This window comes from Methylobacter sp. Wu8 (assembly GCF_036440755.1).
In the GTDB taxonomy this organism is placed as follows: domain Bacteria; phylum Pseudomonadota; class Gammaproteobacteria; order Methylococcales; family Methylomonadaceae; genus Methylobacter_A; species Methylobacter_A tundripaludum_A.
In genome coordinates this window covers 1-19,292 of the sequence record NZ_JAZGVT010000031.1, presented here as the reverse complement: position 1 = coordinate 19,292, position 19,292 = coordinate 1, and the positions used below count along the sequence as shown (strand labels likewise).

At 54.6% G+C, this 19,292-nt stretch carries 10 protein-coding genes; 9 read left to right on the top strand and 1 reads right to left on the bottom strand.

Annotation, left to right across the window (positions count from 1 at the left end):
- Positions 1-155 precede the first annotated feature (155 nt).
- On the bottom strand, positions 156-305 hold the full coding sequence (locus tag V3O24_RS01985; RefSeq protein WP_181049857.1) for a hypothetical protein: 150 nt from the start codon (positions 303-305) through the stop codon (positions 156-158).
- A 131-nt stretch (positions 306-436) separates the two neighbouring features.
- On the opposite strand from V3O24_RS01985, the gene V3O24_RS01980 reads away from it, so the two are divergent.
- From V3O24_RS01980 to V3O24_RS01940, 9 genes are all read left to right on the top strand, one after another.
- Positions 437-3,115 carry a cation-transporting P-type ATPase gene (locus V3O24_RS01980; RefSeq protein WP_331305952.1) on the top strand — a complete coding sequence of 893 codons (2,679 nt, stop codon included), beginning with the start codon at positions 437-439 and terminating at the stop codon, positions 3,113-3,115.
- A gap of 121 nt (positions 3,116-3,236) precedes the next feature.
- Positions 3,237-4,304, top strand: coding sequence for an HD domain-containing phosphohydrolase (locus V3O24_RS01975; protein ID WP_331305951.1), 1,068 nt, complete (start codon positions 3,237-3,239; stop codon positions 4,302-4,304).
- 32 nt (positions 4,305-4,336) lie between these two features.
- Positions 4,337-5,989 carry a diguanylate cyclase gene (locus tag V3O24_RS01970; RefSeq protein ID WP_331305950.1) on the top strand — a complete coding sequence of 551 codons (1,653 nt, stop codon included), beginning with the start codon at positions 4,337-4,339 and terminating at the stop codon, positions 5,987-5,989.
- A 142-nt stretch (positions 5,990-6,131) separates the two neighbouring features.
- Positions 6,132-6,884: an Hpt domain-containing protein gene (locus V3O24_RS01965; RefSeq protein WP_331305949.1), complete on the top strand. Its 753-nt coding sequence runs from the start codon at positions 6,132-6,134 to the stop codon at positions 6,882-6,884.
- A gap of 116 nt (positions 6,885-7,000) precedes the next feature.
- Entirely contained in the window at positions 7,001-10,840 is a 3,840-nt protein-coding gene (locus V3O24_RS01960; protein ID WP_331305948.1) for a PAS domain S-box protein, read from the top strand.
- Between the two features lie 7 nt (positions 10,841-10,847).
- Positions 10,848-11,162 carry a hypothetical protein gene (locus V3O24_RS01955; protein ID WP_331305947.1) on the top strand — a complete coding sequence of 105 codons (315 nt, stop codon included), beginning with the start codon at positions 10,848-10,850 and terminating at the stop codon, positions 11,160-11,162.
- Positions 11,159-13,936, top strand: a complete 2,778-nt coding sequence (locus tag V3O24_RS01950; protein ID WP_331305945.1) for an ATP-binding protein — start codon at positions 11,159-11,161, stop codon at positions 13,934-13,936. Before V3O24_RS01955 ends, V3O24_RS01950 begins: the two co-directional genes overlap by 4 nt.
- Before the next feature lie 302 nt (positions 13,937-14,238).
- A complete protein-coding gene (locus V3O24_RS01945; protein ID WP_331305944.1) occupies positions 14,239-16,020 on the top strand; it encodes an ATP-binding protein in 1,782 nt (593 codons plus the stop codon).
- Between the two features lie 11 nt (positions 16,021-16,031).
- On the top strand, positions 16,032-19,100 hold the full coding sequence (locus tag V3O24_RS01940; protein WP_331305943.1) for an EAL domain-containing protein: 3,069 nt from the start codon (positions 16,032-16,034) through the stop codon (positions 19,098-19,100).
- Positions 19,101-19,292 lie beyond the last annotated feature (192 nt).

Sequence of the window (19,292 nt, the reverse complement as noted above, 5' to 3'; positions counted from 1 at the left end):
AGTTTTATTTTTCATTTTTTAACCATGAAGGACATGAAGCGGCATGAAAGGTTTAAGTCTTCATGTCCTTCATGCTCTTCATGGTAATTGCCTAAATTAATTTATGCACGATCCTAAGTAGAACAGTATTGTCCGGTATAGCCTAATAACGCCGCTTATTGATTTGGAGCGCTTTGCGCTGTCTTCGCAGCCGCCTCTTTTTGCTGCTGCGACAGGTAAGTCCCGCCCATTACCACGGCCATTATCAAAAGGTAAACCACCGAAACGATGTATCTGGCTTTTTTGCTCTGTTGATAGCTGTTCATAATCGACTCTTAAAGTATTAAAAGTTGGAATAATACAATACTTGGTCATTCAACTGATCAAAGAATTATGAAGTCCGTGGTATTTTAAACTGCGTGATGTTTAGCTAAGACCCGGTAAAGCAGGAGTCGCCATGAAAATACATCAATTCACTGCCGATGAGGCGCTGGCAAGCCTCCATAGCGGTCATGACGGACTATCGCAGGCCGAGGTCGAATGCCGCCTGGACGAGTATGGGCCGAACCGGGTCGAGGAACTGCGGGGCGAGTCTCTGATACTGCGTTTTATCAAGGAATTTATTCATTTCTTCGCGCTGATACTGTGGTTGGCGGCAGGTCTGGCGTTTTTCGCCGAATCCCGGCAACCGGGCGGCGGCATGGCGACTTTGGGCTATGCGATACTCGGCGTGATCCTGATCAACGGCGTATTTTCGTTTTGGCAGCAGTACCGCGCCGAACGCGCCATTTCCGCACTGCAAAAGCTGCTGCCTTATTACGTCAAGGTGCTCAGAGACGGCGAAGTCGCGCTGATTTTGGCCGCCGATCTGGCGCCCGGCGACGTGATCTTATTGCAGGAGGGCGACAATGTGCCGGCCGACTGCCGGCTGCTCGAAGCCTTTAGCCTGCGCGTCAATAACGCCACCGTCACCGGCGAGTCCAGGCCGCAGGCGCGGGATGCCGATCCTTCGGCGGAAGAAAACCTGGAACATAGCCGCAACACGCTGTTGGCCGGAACCTCGGTCGTGTCGGGCGAGGGCAGGGCGGTGGTGTTTGCGACCGGAATGCATACGGAATTCGGCAAGATCGCCCATCTGACGCAGACCGCCGTTAAAACCGTTTCGCCGTTGCAATTGGAAATCGTGCGTTTAAGCCGTCTTATCGCGGCGCTCGCGTTGGCCTTGGGGTTGGTTTTTTTCTTTATCGGACGCAGCATGGGCCTGTCGTTCTGGGAAAACTTCATCTTCGCTATCGGCATTATCGTCGCCAACGTGCCGGAAGGATTATTGCCGACGGTCACCTTGTCGCTGGCGATGGCGACCCAGCGCATGGCCAAGCGTAACGCGTTGATTCGGCACATGCCTTCGGTGGAAGCATTGGGTTCGGCGACGGTGATCTGCACCGATAAGACCGGCACGCTGACCGAAAACCGCATGGCGGTTTGCTCGCTTTATCTGGGCGGGGAAATGCAGACAATTACGGCGGTGCGGAGGCAGCCGCAATTGGCGTTTACTTATCGGCGCTTTTTCGAGGATGCGTTGCTGTGCCACAACCTGAGAGAATCCCTTTCCGCCGGAAAATGGCAGACTTTGGGTGACCCGATGGAAATCGCGCTGGTGCGGATGGCGAAGACCTGTCTTGGCGAAACTTGCGCTTACCCCAAGATCAATGAAGTGCCGTTTGATACCGACCGCAAACGGATGTCCACTATTCATCAGACGCCCAAGGGTGTGGTGCTTTACTGCAAGGGCGCCCTGGAAACGCTGTTGCCGCTGTGCAAACAGGTACAGATCGGCGGGCAAATAATGCCGCTGACGGCGGAAACCCGGCAGGGTTTCATTAACGCCCAGGAACAGATGGCAAATAAGGGGTTGCGGGTGCTGGCCTTTGCCTGGCGTGAGCTGGAAGCGGAGCATCACGGCGAGGCGCACGAGCAAGACCTGATTCTGTGCGCGCTGGTCGGGCTGGAAGACCCGCCGAGGGCCGAGGTGCCTGAAGCAATGCGCAAATGCCGGGAGGCGGGCATCAAAATCATCATGGTGACCGGCGATCATCCGCATACCGCGTTGGCGATTGGCCGGCAGATCGGCCAGATTCAGTCGGATAATCCGGTGATTATCACCGGCGAACAGTTGCGTAAGCTGTCGGAAACCCAACTGCGCCTGGCCTTGAGTGCGCCGGACATCATCTTTGCCAGGGTCGGGGCCGACCAGAAAATGCGCATCGTCGCCGCGTTGAAAAAGAAAAAGCACGTCGTTGCGGTCACCGGCGACGGCGTGAACGATGCTCCGGCGCTGAAACTGGCGGACATCGGCATCGCGATGGGCATCAGCGGGACGGATGTCGCCAAGGAGGCGGCCGATATGATTCTGCTGGACGATAATTTCGCCAGCATCATCGCCGCTGTCGAGGAAGGACGCGCCGTTTACGAGAACATCCGCAGGTTTCTCGCTTATATTCTTACGTCCAATATCCCGGAAATTATCCCCTATCTGGCTTTCGCGCTGCTTAAGATACCGCTGCCCTTGACCATCATCCAGATTCTGGCGGTGGATTTGGGGACGGACATGCTGCCGGCTTTGGGGCTTGGCGCCGCCAAGCCCGAACCGGGCAGCATGAGGCGGCCGCCGCGTCCGCGAAAGGAGCGTCTGCTCGATTGGCGTCTGCTGTTGCGCGCTTATCTGTTTTTAGGTTTACTCGAAGCGGTCGTCTCGATGGCGGCTTACTTCTTTGTGCTGCACAGCGGCGGTTGGCGCTGGGGCGAGAGTTTATCAAGTCAAGAGCCCTTATATCTTCAGGCCACTACCGCCTGTCTGAGCGCGATTATCGTCACGCAGGTAGTCAATGTATTTCTTTGCAAGACCCCCGGACGCAGTGTGTTCGGTGCGCGCTTGTTCGACAACCGCGCCATCCTCTGGGGTATTGCGCTGGAAATTATGCTGATTTTAATTATCGACTATACCGCCTGGGGCAACCGGGTTTTCGGCACCTTGCCGATTGCGCCTGAGGTATGGCTGTTCATATTGCCGTTTGCTCTGGCGATGCTGCTGTTGGAGGAACTGCGCAAGTTCATGGTTGTCAGGCTGAACCGTTGAAACGGCTTCAGTGGGACACCCCCGTCATGAGGTCTTAGGCGGAGATCAAAACCAGTAAAGTTTGAAAAACCGAAGCGTTGATCTACAATCACGGCAGACTTATCAAATAAAAAAGAACAAGATGAATACCTTATACAAGAAAGAATTCGCCCGAATCCTGATTGTCGATGACGAGCCGGTGAACTTGAAGTTGCTGGATAAAATGCTGTCGGCTCAGGGTTACAGCAATCTTGTATTGGTACAGGATTCAAGACAGGTGTTGGACGTTTACACACGGCAATGCACCGACCTGATCTTGCTGGACATCAATATGCCTCATCTGGACGGCTTCGCAGTGCTGGAGCAACTCAAATCGCTTGACGATCCGCTGCTTCCGCCCGTGGTGATCCTAACGGCGCAGCATAGCCAGGATTTTTTGTTGCGCGCGCTCAATGCAGGCGCGCGCGATTTCATCACCAAGCCTTTTGACCGCAACGAGTTGCTGGCGCGGGTACGCAACATGCTTGACGCACACACCGCGTATCGCCTGGTTCATGACCAGAAAGACGTGCTGGATGAAATGGTACAGATACGCACCGACGAGTTGCGCCGCACCCGGTTGCAGGTCGTGCAACGCTTGGGCCGCGCCGCGGAATATCGCGATAACGAAACCGGCAATCACATTCTGCGGATGAGCCACATCTCGGCCTTGCTGGCGCAATCGATCGGTTGGAACAAGGACGATTGCGAATTAATGCTGCATGCCAGTCCGATGCACGACATCGGCAAAATCGGCATCCCTGATCATATCCTGCTCAAGCCCGGCAAGTTCGAACCTGAAGAATGGGAAATCATGAAAACCCACGCCGTCATCGGCGCCAACATTCTGGAAGACGACGATTCCGATTTGATGAGGTGTGCCGGAGAAATTGCGCTGACTCATCACGAGAAATGGGACGGCAGCGGCTATCCTTACGGCCTGTCCGGCGAGGCTATTCCGTTGACCGGGCGCATAGCCGCGCTGGCTGATGTATTCGACGCTTTAACCTCGGAGCGGCCCTATAAAAAAGCCTGGGCGGTCGAGGCGGCCGTTGACTTGATCAAAGGCCATAGCGGCACACATTTCGATCCTGATCTGGTAACCGTGTTTATGGAACGGCTCCCGGAAATCCTGACGATTCGTGACCGGTTTTCCGAACCGAAAGCCTAATGACGCCTCTCAATCAATCCGTTGACGCATAGATGACTGATTCCACCGATTTTTCAGCACAGCTTGCAGCTTTGCGCGAGCAGTACGCCAAGCGCTTGGTGCATACGCTGGATAATTTGCTCAGCCGTGTTAAGGGAAAGGGGGCAGACATTGCCCCTATCATCCTGTCTGAACTCCATGCCGATTTACATAAACTGGCCGGATCGGGCGGCACTTTCGGTTTTTTCGAGTTGTCTCGGCAGGCTCGGATATTGGAAGTGGCCGTAAAAGTCTGGCTTGACGATCTAAGCGTACTGGAGGCAGCGCAATGGGAGGCATGGAAAAACGACTTGTCGGCGTTGCGACAAGCATTCATGACTGATGCGGCTTTCGATGCGTCGGCGGGGAAAGCGCTGTTAGCTCCCCCTTTGCTTGGGCAGAATGAGCATGTCCGCGTTATCTTGATCGAAGATGAAGCGCTGATCGCCTATGAGTTGAATAAGGGCTTGAGCCAGTTTGGCTATGAAGTGAGCCATTGCGCTGATTTTTCGGCAGCCGAAGCCGAGATACGCGCCGGCATGCCTGACGTACTGGTGGTCGATAGTATGTTGCCGGGGCAAAATCCGGCCGACAGCACCGAAGCTTTGCCCTTGCTGTTCGAGCGGCTTGGCTACAGGCTGCCTACCGTTTTTCTGGCGGACCGGATTGACTTTCCGAGCCGTTTGGCGGCGGCCCGGGCCGGGGGCGGAGCGTTTTTGACTAAATCGACGGACATTTCGACGCTGGCCGGGCGCATCGAGATGCTGTTGCGGGAGCACGATCATGCGCCTTACCGGGTGTTGATTGTTGACGACGATGAAGTCTTGGCCGAGCACTACCGGTTAACCCTGAAAGCGGCCGGCATGTTGGCCGAAAAGGTCTGCCGCCCTGAGGAGACGTTGGCCGCGATGCAGAGCTTGAACCCCGATTTGCTGATCATCGATTTGTACATGCCCGATTGCAATGGCGCTGATTTAGCGCTTGCAATCCGTTACGAAGATGCCTGGATGAGCCTGCCGATTATTTATCTTTCGGCGGCGGACGATCTGGATGAACAGATTAAAGCCTTAAGCAACGGCGGTGATGATTTCCTGACCAAGCCGGTTTCGGATGCCCGGCTGGTTTCCACGGTGCAGGTTCGGGCGGCGCGCGCCCGCAAAGTCAGTGAACTGATGAGCCAGGATAGTTTGACCGGGCTGCTCAAGCATTCCACTATTAAAGACCGGCTGGCGATTGAAATCGAACGCGCTCATCGGCAGGGCAAGGTTATGGCGATGGCGATGGTCGATCTGGACAATTTCAAACAGGTCAACGATACCTGGAGCCACCCGATGGGCGACCAGGTCATTAAGACTTTGGCGCACTTGCTGCGCCAGCGCTTGCGCCGGCAGGACAGCATCGGCCGCTATGGCGGCGAAGAGTTCGCGGTGGTGCTGCCCGAATGTAATGCGGCAGATGCAATGCGCTTGCTTGACGACATTCGGCAGCGATTTGCCGAGATGCGGTTTATCCATGAAGGGCAAAGCTTTGGCATCACCCTCAGCGCCGGGGTAGCCACGAGCAAGCAATGCACGGATGCACCCGGTTTACTCGCCGCCGCGGACGCGGCGCTTTATAAGGCTAAGGATGGCGGTCGTAATCAGGTGTGTCAATTTTGCGGATATTGAAGGGGTGGATTTATTCTTGACCGGATAAACGAACCTAAAACCATAGCGCCATTGGGCCGGGTTTTAGTTTTCTCTCCGCAGGGAATGATTTTTACGCTTCGAGCCGAATAGTCACAATAACTATAATAAAAGAAACTTTACTATGAATACTGACTTTGCCCTATTACTGACCGGAATGCGCGACGATTTCGTCGCAGAATTGCCTGAACACTGCGATCTTCTTGAGGAATGTGTATTGGCTTTGGAGCGAGGCGCGGCCGGCGCTTTCGATGAGCTTTTCCGCCGTGTTCACAGCCTTAAGGGTTCGGGCGGCACTTTCGGCATGCCGTTGGTCACCGGCGTTTGTCACCAGTTTGAGAGTTTTATCCGTGCCGCCAAGGAGCGTTTTGACCCGTTGGCGATCAGCCAAGCCTTGAGTTATGTGGATTTACTGCGCCGTGTTGCTGAAACTCCGGCGCGGGACGGCGCTGTTGCAACGGCTATCGAGCAGGATTTGGAACTATTGCGCATTTCCAGCATGCCGGGCTGCGCATCGGTATTATTGGTTGAGCCGTCGATCGCTACGCGAAAATTCTGCCAGGGAGTGCTGGAACCGCTGGCTGTGCGTTTGGTGAGCCAGGAGCGGGGATTGTCTGCGTTGGAATTATTGTTGCATCAGCCTTTCGATTTAATGATTGCCGCACGCGAACTTCCTGATCTCAACGCGCTCGCTCTGGTCGCGGCGCTACGGGAATCGGGCAGCCGCAACAAAGACATTCCGGTCATCCTTATCAGCAGTAATTCTTCTCCCGCGCCGGCTTATTTGAATATTAACACTACGATCAAACGCGATGCGGCGTTTATATCCACACTGACCCGCTGCGCCGGCGACGTGCTGGCGGCTTGCAGTAACTGACGCCAGGCAAATTAGACATGAATCGCCGCGAAGATACGATGTTCACGCAGAAAAGCCGAACCAGAGACTTCGCGTCTTCGCTTTTTCGATGATTGCAACCTTAATAAGGACCGACCATGGAAAATGACATTCAGGTTGCTCTTTCCAAAATGCGGAAAGAGTTCATTGCACGCCTGCCGGAACGATTGGAACTGCTCAAGACTTTGCTGGCGGATGCCCGGCGCGGGCAGCGCGACTCGCTAGAGGCGCTGCATTCCGCTACGCATAATTTGGCGGGTTCGGCGGGCGTTCACCGCCTGATAATGGTTTCCGAAGCGGCGCGCAACCTGGAACAACTCGTGGCCGCTATAGCCGTTGACGGCGTATTCGGGGAACATACGCTGGATGCCGCGTATAAAGCGCTGGAAAGCCTGGAAGCGTATGCAATCAACCCGAATTATGTTTTAGTTCCGAAGACGGCCAATGGGCGGACAGAAGGTCCACGCATCGTGATGGTGGGCGATGACGAGGAGCAGGCCTATTGGCTGCGGTCGGTGCTCGAACAGGCGGGGTACCGGGTCGATGAGGTCAACGAACTTAACGCCTTAAACGCCGCAAGCTTAATATCGGAGCCGCCTGCCGCGGTGATCATGGATGTGATGTTTCCCGAAGGCGATGATTCGGGGGCGCGAGTTATCGCTGAATTGAAAGAGCGGTTTCTTAACAGTTTTCCTGTGGTCTTTACTTCGGCGCGGCAGGATATGGCGGCGAAGCTTGCCGCCTATCGGGCGGGCGCTACCAATTATCTGGTCAAACCGGTCGATGCCGCAGCCTTGCTGCGAGTGCTTGGCGACTCGGCGGCGTTGACCCCGAGCGAGCCTTTGCGCGTGCTGCTGGTCGATGACGATCCCGATCAGCGGGCGGCTCACGGCCTGATTCTAAAACAAGCCGGCATGGCGGTTCTGGAAACGGGCGATCCTTTATTGGTTCCCGAAATACTGGAGGATTTTGCGGCCGAGGTATTGGTGCTGGATCTGGTTATGCCGGAATGCTCCGGCCCGGAGCTGGCGACTCTGTTGCGGGATGATCAATGCTATGCTCAGTTACCGATCGTTTATCTGTCGGCGGAAACGCGCCTATCCAGGCAATTGCTGGCGCTCAATTGCGGAGGCGATTATTTTTTAACCGAACCGGCCGATCCTCGTCAGTTGGCCGCGACAGTGGCTTTACATGCGCGCCGGTTCCGTAACGCTAGAGAGCAGGCGGAGTCGCTACGCGCTACGCTTTACGAGCGGGAACGTCAGCAGCAGGCGCTTGATGCGCATGCCATTGTCAGTGTGGCCGATGCGGCCGGCATCATTACTTATGTTAACGACCGGTTTTGCGCGGTTAGCGGTTACAGCCGGAACGAGCTTTTGGGACAAAATCATCGTATCGTCAAATCGAACGAGCATTTAGCCGAATTTTACCGCGACATGTGGAGCACCATCGCTCACGGTAGTATCTGGCGGGGCGAGGTTTGCAACCGGCGCAAAGACGGTAGCCTGTATTGGGTTGAAACCAGTATCGTGCCTTTCTTGGATAACGCCGGACGGCCATATCAATATGTTTCGATTCGTACCGATATAAGCCATATCAAGGAAACCGAGCTGCGCTTGCGTATTATGCAACGGGCCATTGACGCCAGCAGCAGTTGCGTCCTGATAGCGGATGCCGAGAAAGCCAAGATGCCGTTGATTTACGTCAATCCGGCCTTTGAGCGCGTTACCGGTTATAGCCGTGATGAAGTGATAGGCCGTAACCCCCGTTTTTTACATGGCAAGGAACAGGACCAGCCGGGCCTGACCGAGATTCGCGCGGTGTTGCGGGAGGGCCGTGCCGGCGAGGCTCTGCTGCATAATTATCGCAAGGACGGAACGCCCTATTGGAATGATTTGCGCCTTGCGCCTGTGCATGACGAACGAGGGCGGCTCACCCATTTCATAGGCATCTCGGATGATGTGAGCGAGCGTCGCGAGGCCGGCGATGCCCTGCGGAAAAGCGAGGAACGTCTGCGCCGCAGCCAGCTCTACGCCAACATCGGCACCTGGGATTGGAGCATACAGACCGGAGAGCTGTTCTGTTCCGAGCGTATCAGCTCATTGTTCGGCTACCCCGAGACTACTCAGCAGGGCTTCTACAAGAATTATTTTAACAATATTCACCCGGATGACAGGCAACAGGTGGTTGAAGCGATTGACGCCTGCTTGCAGCAGGGTGTTGAATTCAATATCGAGTTTCGTTGCGTATGGCCGGACGGCACAATACGCTGGTTGCTGGAGCGTGGTGATGTGGTGCGCGACCAGAACGGCGCACCGCTGAATATGCTCGGCGTGGTGCAGGACATCACCGAACGCAAGCTGGTCGAGCTTAAAATTTTGCAGCAGCAGGCTAAGCTGGTCATCTTCAAGCATATCATCGAAAACGTCGCGGATTGTGTCATCACGATTGATTCCACCGGCATCATTCGCTCTTTTAATCCCGCAGCGGAAAGACTTTTCGGTTATAGCGCCGCCGAGATAATCAACTGCAATGTTAACCGCTTAATGCCCGAGCCCTATCGCAGCGAACATGACCGGTACATCGCGCGGCACATGGCCGGGCAACCGGCCGCTATTATCGGCAAGCAGGTTGAGTTGCCCGGCCGACATAAGGACGGCACCGTTTTTATGATGGGGTTGACGATTACAGTGATGGAAATCGACCAAGCCAAGAATTTTGTCGGCATCCTGCGCGACATTAGCGAGCGTAAGCAATACGAGCAAGACATCATCGCCGCCAGGGATGATGCGGAACGCGCCAACAGCGCCAAGTCCGAGTTCTTGTCGAGCATGTCGCATGAATTGCGCACGCCGATGAATGCCATTCTCGGTTTTGGTCAGTTGCTGGAAATAGACAACGGACTCAATGAGGACCAAGCGGATTATGTCGATGAGATTTTGAAGGCCGGCCGCCATTTACTGGAACTGATTAACGAGGTGCTGGATCTGGCCAAGATCGAGTCAGGCAAGATCGATTTGTCATTGGAACCGTTGCTTTGCGCCGAGTTGATCGGGGAGTGTCTGGCGTTGGTCAAGCCTATTGCGCAAGTGCATGGCGTCACCATAAACGATTCGGCAATCGGCGGTTATGCGGTACGCGCCGACCGTACCCGGCTAAAACAAGTGTTACTGAACCTGCTTTCCAATGCGATCAAATATAACCGTCCGCAGGGAACGGTGTCGATTCAGGTGACAGCGCGGGACGGCTTCGTGCGGCTGGAAGTGTCGGACACCGGTTACGGTATCCCGGCAGATAGGCGGCAGGAGCTGTTTCAACCGTTTTCACGTTTGGGCGCCGAAGAATCGGCTATTGAAGGGACCGGCATCGGTCTGACCATTTGTCGCCGGCTCATGCAAATGATGGGCGGCGCCATCGAAATGACCAGCGAGGAGGGGCAGGGCAGCACTTTCTGGATTGAACTGCCGGAAGTCGCTTCGGAACAGAAGACTCGAAGCAGTCACTTGAAACAGGCAATAACGACTGAAACAATGTTGGCCGGCCGGTGCCGGTATACGGTACTTTATATTGAAGACAATCCGGCTAACCTCAGATTGGTCTCCCGGATCCTGGGCAGGAATCCGCAATTGCAGTTGATTACGGCGTATACGCCTGAATTAGGGCTGGAGCTGGTCTCGGCGCATCATCCTGAGTTGATTCTGCTCGATATTAATCTGCCGGGCATGGATGGCTATCAGGTATTAAGCATATTGCGTTCCCTGGATTCGGCAAAAAAGACGCCGGTGATTGCGATCAGCGCCAACGCGACATCCCGCGATATTGAGCGGGGTATGGCGGCGGGCTTTGACGAATACATTACCAAGCCTATTGATGTCATGCATCTTCTTGAGACTGTGGATCGATTGCTTCCCGGTTGCACGCCGAAAGAAGCCTTGTAGGGCATGCATGGATATTAGAGATAGAATCGTATCCGGGACGGCGACATGGGGCTATTGCCGAGAACACAGTGAAAACCGTCACAACAATGCCGCGCATACGATGGATTCGCTACCGCTCTACCGGTTTGCGCGTCTTAAACCAGGGAAATCAGGTTGTGAAAACACGCTTAAATTGATGGCAGCGTCCGCGCTAATGGACATCCTGATGCTGACCGCCGTTGCCAAGCTGGATACGAAGGTGTTTGCCCCAAACGCACCGCCACGGCGTGGTTATCGCAGCCGCGATGAGTGGCAAGTTCTGCTTGAAGGAGGCCGGTTATGATCTTGGGCAAAATTATTCCGCGTCTGATGCTGGGTTTTTTGTTGCTTTCGCCGCTGCCAATGGCGGGATTGGCTTGGCTTTACGTTCAGGCTTTTGAGCGCACATTGCAGCAGTCGGCGCTGGAAAATCTGTCTTCTCTCGCGGATAAAAAGGCGGATCAAATTAACGCTTATATTAGCGAGCGCCTGACCGACGGCCGGTTGCTGGCGAAATCATTTGCCGCGCTCGACACCCTGCAAGCTCGCTCCAATCGGCAAGATAAGGCGGCCGCGCTACGCTACCGGGCGGAGGAGCGGGCTTATGGCGATTATTTCCACACGCTGATGGAGAGCGTGGGTTACTACGATTTGCTGCTCACCGACGCGGCTGGCAATGTGGTGTTTTCGATCCGCCATGAAGCTGATTTGGGCAGTAATCTCAATACCGGCCCTTACCGCGATACCGCCCTGGCTAAAGCTCACCGGGAAGCCATCGCTTTGCTCGACGCGCAAATCACGCAGGCCGGCCCCTATGCGCCATCCGCTGAAAGGATGGCTATTTTTATCGTTGCACCCATGTTTAACGCGGGCAGGGTGGTCGGCACTCTGGCTCTACAGATGGATTTGGATAAACTTACCGCCGTTAGCGGCGACACCACCGGTTTGGGCGTCACCGGAGAAACGCTCTTGGCGCAAGTGGACGGCGATCAGGCGGTTTATGTCGGTTCTTTGAGACATGTTCAAAATGCGGCCTTCCGCTACCGTGTGCCGTTGGACAAGCTAGCCGCGCCTATGCGATCGGCGCTTAACGGTGGACATGATAAAGGTATTACCCGAGACTATGCCGGCGTCGAGATAATCGGCGCTTGGCGCTACCTGCCTGCGTTGCGCTGGGGCATGGTGGTAAAAATGGATGCCTCCGAGGCGTTCGCGCCGCTTTATCTGTTACAGAAATCCAGCCTGATCGCGTTGGGTTTGCTGTTGCTGGTTGCAAGTTTGGTTGCACTGATGCTGGGACGAACGCTAGTGACTCCGATCAGGCGGTTGATAATCGCGACGGAACGGATTGCAGGCGGGGATCTGAATCATCGCGCCCCGCTGGCCGGATGCGATGAGTTTAAGCAACTGGCTGTTTCGTTCAACACGATGACGGAACATTTGCACTTTCAGCAGTCGAATCTTGAGCGGCAGGTCGGGCAGCGTACAGCCGATATAAGACTGGCTATGGAACAGTTGAATGAGGCGCAGCATATTGCCCAGGTGGGAAGTTGGGAGCTGGACTTAAGCAGCGGCATATTGATCTGGTCCGATGAAATCTATCAATTATTTGAAATCGACAAAAATCGGTTCGGCGCGACTTATGAGGCATTTCTCAATGCGATACATCCCGAGGACAGGGACGCCGTTAATGAGGCTTACAACCGGTCTTTGCAGACGCACGAGCCGTATCAGATTACGCACCGTTTGTTAATGCCGGACGGGCGGACCAAATACGTGACCGAACGATGCACATCCCACTTCGATACTGCGGGCAGGCCGATTAGATCGGTGGGCACAATTCAGGATGTGACCGAACTTAAGCGAACCGAGCTGGCGCTTAAAGACCTTAATGAAGAGCTCGAACAGCGCGTACAACAGCGCACCGAGCTGTTGCTGCATGCGAAGGAAGAAGCCGACCGGGCCAATAACGCCAAGTCTGAATTTTTATCGCGAATGAGTCACGAACTGCGCACGCCGATGAATGCGATTATGGGCTTTGCGCAATTACTGGAAACTGACCTGGAAACCCCGCTCACTGCCGATCAGGCCGATAATCTTCATGAAATTTTGCATGCCGGACGGCACTTGCTGGAACTGATCAATGAAGTGCTGGATTTGGCGCGCATCGAGACCGGCCGGATTGAGCTGTCTTTGGAACCGGTGGAAGCGCGGTCGCTGATCGGGGAGTGCACGGCATTGCTACAACCATTGACATCCGGGCGGCGGATCGAATTGAAGCTGGATATAGACGGCACTGGTACTGTGCGGGCAGACCGGCTGCGGTTGCGCCAGATTTTGCTTAATCTGCTGTCCAATGCGATCAAATATAACCGGGATAACGGCAGCGTCCGAATCAGCTGCCAATCCGCAGCAGAGGACAGGATCAGGATTGCGGTGCGCGACAGCGGACGGGGTATTGCGGCTGACGCCTTGCCGCGCCTGTTTAAACCGTTCGAGCGAATCGAAACGGCCTATGACGGTATTGAGGGTGCCGGTATCGGCTTGGCGCTCGCCAAACGCCTGGTCGAGGCGATGGGCGGCAGTATCGGTGTGGAAAGCATTGTCGGCGAAGGCAGTACTTTCTGGATTGAGCTGCCGGCGGTTGAGGCTGAAATTTACCCGCCATCGGGTTTCAGCGCCGCCGAAGCCGCGCAAAGCAGCTATGTTAAAGCCCGTACCTTGCTTTATATCGAAGATAATCCGGCCAATCTGCGACTGGTGCGAAAAATAATTTCCACGCATACCCGTCTGCTGTTGCTCGAAGCCAATACAGCCGAGCAGGGGCTGGACATCGCAAAAACATATCATCCCGATCTTATTTTGCTCGACATCAACCTGCCGGGCATGAACGGATTTACAGCGTTGCGCCATTTACAGGACGATTCCGTTACTTGCGATATTCCGGTGATCGCTATTTCCGCCAATGCGATGGAACGGGACATAAAAAAAGGCTTGGCCGCCGGCTTTACCGATTATTTGACCAAGCCGCTGGATGTTCCGAAACTTCTGGCTTTGCTGGACACGATACTTAAATAAAAGGAGAATAAATGCTTGAATATAAGTTTTCAGCTTTGTTCAATGGGCCGGAGTGCAGGCTTCGCCTGCTTTGCAAGCAGAGCTTGCACTCCAAATACCGGAGAACGTTAGCTCGGTTACTTAACACGTTACCCGCCGGAGATCAGTTGAATGGAAGATGGGCCGGTCGGCGTTAGGACTCTATCACACACCGGCCATGCTGAAAGTAATCCGTCGCCATAGGCCGTCCTTGTTTCTTTCGATAACGCGGTCGATGTTTTTTTGTTCAACTCAATCATCATTTCCGGTTAGCGTACATTTACATGCAAGTCTCTATTAACATATCTGCCGCCGAGGAGGCGGCAGCGATTCGCGCCGAGCAGGTAAGATCGCTTTACGCCAACACGCCGACGGCGGTGGTCGGGAATGCGCTGGTAGCATCGATTCTTGCCTATATGCAGTGGGGCGCCGTTGCCGCGCCTGCTGTGATCGGTTGGCTGGCGTTTTTTCTGCTTACACTGGGCGTGCGCATGCTGCTGTTTGTTGCGCAGCGCCGGGCCGCGCCGGGCAATGATCGCATCTGGTTGCGGCGTTTCCGTATCAGTATCGCGGCTGTTGGCGTGGCGTGGGGGCTGGCGAGTCTATTGGTGTTTCCCCCGCATGATCTGCCGCATCAGGTATTTCTGACTTTTGCGCTGGGTGGCATGGCCTCTGCCGCCATTACCACCCTGTCAATCGATAGGGTATCGTCGCTGACCTTTACATTGCCGGCGCTTGTGTCGGTCATTGTGCGATTGTTTGCCGAAGGCACAGCCATCCAGACGGTGATGGGCGTGATGATTGCACTATTTCTGCTGCTCACTGACATGGTCGCGCAGCGCACCTATCGCACTCTGCGCGAGAATGTGATGCTGCGTATTTCCATAGCTAGGCGCGAGCAGGCGTTGATTAAAGCCCTGGACGAAGCGGAGAGCGCCAACAACGCCAAGTCCGAATTTCTTTCGCGGATGAGCCACGAATTGCGCACACCTTTAAACGCCATTATGGGATTCTCGCAATTACTCGAGATCAATCAGGGAAATCCGCTCACCCCTGAGCAGGCGGAGTATATTCAGGAGATTCTCTATGCCGGACAGCACCTGCTGGAGCTGATTAATGAAGTGCTGGACCTGGCGCGTATCGAGAGCGGCCGGATTGAGCTTTCGTTAGAACCGGTGGAAGTGTCTCAACTGGTCGATGAGTGCATCGCCTTGTTACAGCCTTTAGTCGCCGAACACCACATCAAACTGTCGCTGGACATAGACCCTGCCGCCGCCGTACAGGCTGACCGTTTCCGCCTGCGTCAGGTGCTGCTCAATCTGTTGTCTAATGCGATTAAATACAACCATCATGCAGGCAGCGTCCATATTGTCTGCCAACCTGCGCACGAGGGTATGGCCAGAATCATGGTCAAGGACAGCGGGCGAGGCATTGCAGCCACTGCGTTGCCGCGTCTGTTTAGAGCATTCGAACGTATCGAATCGGCTTACAGCGGCATAGAAGGCACCGGCATCGGCCTGGCGTTATCCAAACGGCTGGTTGAAGCGATGCAGGGCGTGATCGGTGTGGAAAGCGTGGTGGGCGAAGGCAGCGTTTTCTGGGTCGAATTACCCGCCGCCGAAGTAGTCAGTGATTGCCCGGCATCGGTTGCCTCCGGCGCCGACGCGGTACAGAATAGTTATACCTCGGTGCGCACTCTGCTTTATGTTGAAGATAATCCGGCCAACCTGCGTCTGGTACGGGAAATCATCGCCACCCGCACCGGACTGAAGATGCTGGATGCACATACCGCTGAACTTGGATTGGAAATTGCCGGAATACAGCATCCCGATCTTATTCTGCTCGACATCAACCTACCGGGCATGGACGGCTTTGAAGCTTTGCGCCGCTTACAAAATGACCCGACCACCTCCGATATTCCTGTCGTTGCCGTCTCCGCCAACGCCATGGAGCGCGACATAGAAAAAGGCATGGCTGCCGGTTTTGCGGATTATCTGACCAAGCCGATCCAGATACCGCGTTTTCTCGAGCTGGTCGACAAGCTGATTGAAGCAAAATACGATTAACGGATATTCGAATGCAAGTTTTTACTAACATACCTGCCGCTGAAGAAACGGCGGCGATTCGCGCCGAACAGGTAAGATCGCTTTACGCCAACACGCCAACGGCGGTGGTCGGGAATGCGCTGGTAGCATTGATTCTTTCGGCTATGCAGTGGAGTATTGTAGCCCCGTCTGCTGTCATCGCTTGGCTGATTCTGCTGATGGTTGCATTGGTCGCACGTATGCTGCTGTTTGTCGCGCATCGCCGCGCAGCGCAGGGTAATGATAGCGTCTGGTTGCAGCGTTTCCGTATCAGTATCGCTGCAATCGGCCTGGTGTGGGGGCTGGCAAGTTTATTGATGTTTCCCTCGCATGATCTTACGCATCAGGTATTTCTGACTTTTGCGCTGGGGGGGATGACCTCTGCGGCCATTACTACGCTGTCAAGCGACAGGATGTCCTTGCTGGCATTCTCATTACCTGCGCTTGCAACGGTGATTGTGCGCTTGTTACTCGAAGGCACGGAAATCCAGACTACTATGAGCGCGATGATTGCGCTGTTCCTGCTGCTGACTGACATGGTCGCGCAGCGTACCTATCGCACTCTATGCGAGAACGTGATTCTGCGTATCTCCGTCGCCAGACGTGAACAGGAACTCCGCTCCCTGGTGGACAGTTCGCCGGACAATATCATCCGCTACGGCCTGGATTGCCGCGCGGTTTACGTTAACCGCATGATGGAGCAAACGGTGGACGTCAAGTCCGAATCGCTGATCGGCAAGACGCCTATGGAAAGCAGGTTCGACGGCTGTATAGGCGTAGAGAATTATCAGGCGAAGCTGGAACGGGTGATTGCTACCGGCGAACCGGGACATGTCGAAGTTATGGTATTAAGTCCAGATGGCGATCAGCGTATCCATCATGTCCGCTTTGTTGCCGAACGCGGCAGTGATGGCGAAATTATCGGGGCATTCGCCTTTGGCCGCGACATCAGCGAGCAAAAGCAGGCGTATGAGGCGGTGCGTCGTTCGGAGACAAAATTTCACACACTCTACGATATGACCGGCGACGCAATAATGCTGCTGGATGAGAAGGGCTTATTCGACTGTAATAAGTCGGCCCTGACTGTTTTTGGTTGCGCGACGCCGGGAGAGTTCTATTCAAAATATCCCGCCGATTTGTCGCCGCCGGAGCAAGCTTGCGGTACCGATTCAGTGATGCTGGCCGCCCGGCGGATCGTCACGGCAATCGAGAAGGGTACGCATCAGTTTGAGTGGATGCATAAGCGGGCCGATACCGGCGAGAGTTTTCCAGCCGATGTGCTGCTTAGCGCGATGGAGTTGGATGGCAAGACGGTTCTCCAGGCGGTTGTCCGCGACATCTCCGGGCGTAAGCAAGCGGAAGCGGATCTGCGCATCGCCGCAATTGCGCTGGAGTCCCTGGAAGCCATAGCCATCACCGATGCAAATCAGGTTATCCTGAAGGTCAATCAGGCCTTCACCCGGATCACCGGATACACTGCCGAAGAGGCCGTCGGCCAAACTCCCGGCCGCCTGCTTAAGTCCGGTCGTCAGGACGCCCGGTTCTACCGGTCTATGTGGGAGAGTTTGAGTCGCAACAAGTGCTGGCAGGGGGAGATATTGAACCGACGCAAGAATGGCGAGGTTTACCCCCAATGGCTCAGCATTATCGCCGCGACTATTGAGGGTAAGCAGGTTACTCATTATGTCGCCACGTTTTCGGATATTTCCCAGAAAAAACAGGCCGAAGAAACGATTCATAATCTGGCGTTCTATGATCCGTTGACTAATTTGCCCAATCGCCGCCTGATGCAGGACAGGCTGCAACAAGCTTTGGCTTCCAGCGCACGAAGTCATAACCACGGCGCAATCCTGTTCATCGACTTGGATAATTTCAAGGAGTTGAACGATACCAAGGGGCATCATATCGGTGATTTGCTGCTGGTTGAGATCGCCGCCCGGATGCTGGCTTGTTTGCGCGAGAATGATACGGTTTCCCGGCTGGGCGGCGATGAATTTCTGGTTATTCTGTGTGAGCTCAGTGCGGTTGCCGAAGAGGCCGCGGTACAGGCCGAGGCTGTCGCCGAGAAAATTCGCGCGGCTATCAATCAGCCTTTCGATTTGCAGGGACACGAATACCATAGTTCATCCAGTATCGGCATTAGCTTATTCCTCAATCATGAACTCACGGTTGATGAATTGCTTAAGCGCTCCGACACAGCGATGTATCAAGCCAAACGGTCCGGTCGCAATGCGATCCGTTTTTTCGATCCCGCCACCCATGCCGCGATGGAGGCTAGGATAGCGCTTGAAGCGGAGCTACGCCGCGCCTTGCCCGAAAACCAGTTCAAGCTTTACTATCAGATGCAGGTTAATAATCTCGGTGCGGTCTTCGGCGCCGAGGCGTTGTTGCGTTGGCTACACCCGGAACGGGGAATGGTTTCACCCGCCCAGTTCATTCCTCTGGCGGAGGATACCGGATTGATTGTACCCATCGGGTTGTGGGTGCTGGAAACGGCTTGCCGTCAGCTCAAGGCTTGGGAATCCGATCCCGGCTTGAGTTGTTTGCACTTGGCCGTCAACGTCAGCGCCTGCCAGTTCCACCAAGCCGACTTTGTCGATCAGGTATCCACCCTGCTGACAGAGATCGCGATCGATCCCGATAAGCTCAAGTTGGAACTCACCGAAACTTTGGTGTTGGGCGACATTGACGATACTATTTTTAAGATGCAGGCGCTGAAGAAGATCGGCGTGCGCTTTTCCATAGACGATTTCGGTACCGGCTATTCATCGCTGGCTTATTTAACCCAACTTCCGCTTGATCAGTTGAAAATAGACCAGAGTTTTGTGCGTAATGTGGCCGTTAAACCGACCGATGCGGTGATCGTGCAGACTATCATCGGTATGGCCACCAATCTGGGTATCGAAGTTATTGCCGAAGGCGTGGAAACGGAAGAACAGCGGACTTTTCTGGAAAGCAACGGCTGTTTCACTTATCAGGGATTCTTGTTCGGCAAGCCGGTACCGGTAGAGGAGTTTGAAAGCGCGCTAAACGTAAAAATCGCAGCCAAGCTTTCCACATAAACGCGTTGCTTAGCCTGATTCAGCAGAAACCGGTTGAATAAAAAAAGGGGGCAACCGCCCCCCTTTTTTGTTAAGGATCGTGCATAAATTAATTTAGGCAATTACCATGAAGGACATGAAGACTTAAACCTTTCATGCCGCTTCATGTCCTTCATGGTTAAAAAATGAAAAATAAAACTTGCTCAAGTTATT

Bases quoted from the DNA above. Each gene is read 5' to 3' on its own strand.
- V3O24_RS01985 (WP_181049857.1), bottom strand. From the start codon at position 305: ATGAACAGCTATCAACAGAGCAAAAAAGCCAGATACATCGTTTCGGTG.
- V3O24_RS01980 (WP_331305952.1), top strand. From the start codon at position 437: ATGAAAATACATCAATTCACTGCCGATGAGGCGCTGGCAAGCCTCCAT.
- V3O24_RS01975 (WP_331305951.1), top strand. From the start codon at position 3,237: ATGAATACCTTATACAAGAAAGAATTCGCCCGAATCCTGATTGTCGAT.
- V3O24_RS01970 (WP_331305950.1), top strand. From the start codon at position 4,337: ATGACTGATTCCACCGATTTTTCAGCACAGCTTGCAGCTTTGCGCGAG.
- V3O24_RS01965 (WP_331305949.1), top strand. From the start codon at position 6,132: ATGAATACTGACTTTGCCCTATTACTGACCGGAATGCGCGACGATTTC.
- V3O24_RS01960 (WP_331305948.1), top strand. From the start codon at position 7,001: ATGGAAAATGACATTCAGGTTGCTCTTTCCAAAATGCGGAAAGAGTTC.
- V3O24_RS01955 (WP_331305947.1), top strand. From the start codon at position 10,848: ATGGATATTAGAGATAGAATCGTATCCGGGACGGCGACATGGGGCTAT.
- V3O24_RS01950 (WP_331305945.1), top strand. From the start codon at position 11,159: ATGATCTTGGGCAAAATTATTCCGCGTCTGATGCTGGGTTTTTTGTTG.
- V3O24_RS01945 (WP_331305944.1), top strand. From the start codon at position 14,239: ATGCAAGTCTCTATTAACATATCTGCCGCCGAGGAGGCGGCAGCGATT.
- V3O24_RS01940 (WP_331305943.1), top strand. From the start codon at position 16,032: ATGCAAGTTTTTACTAACATACCTGCCGCTGAAGAAACGGCGGCGATT.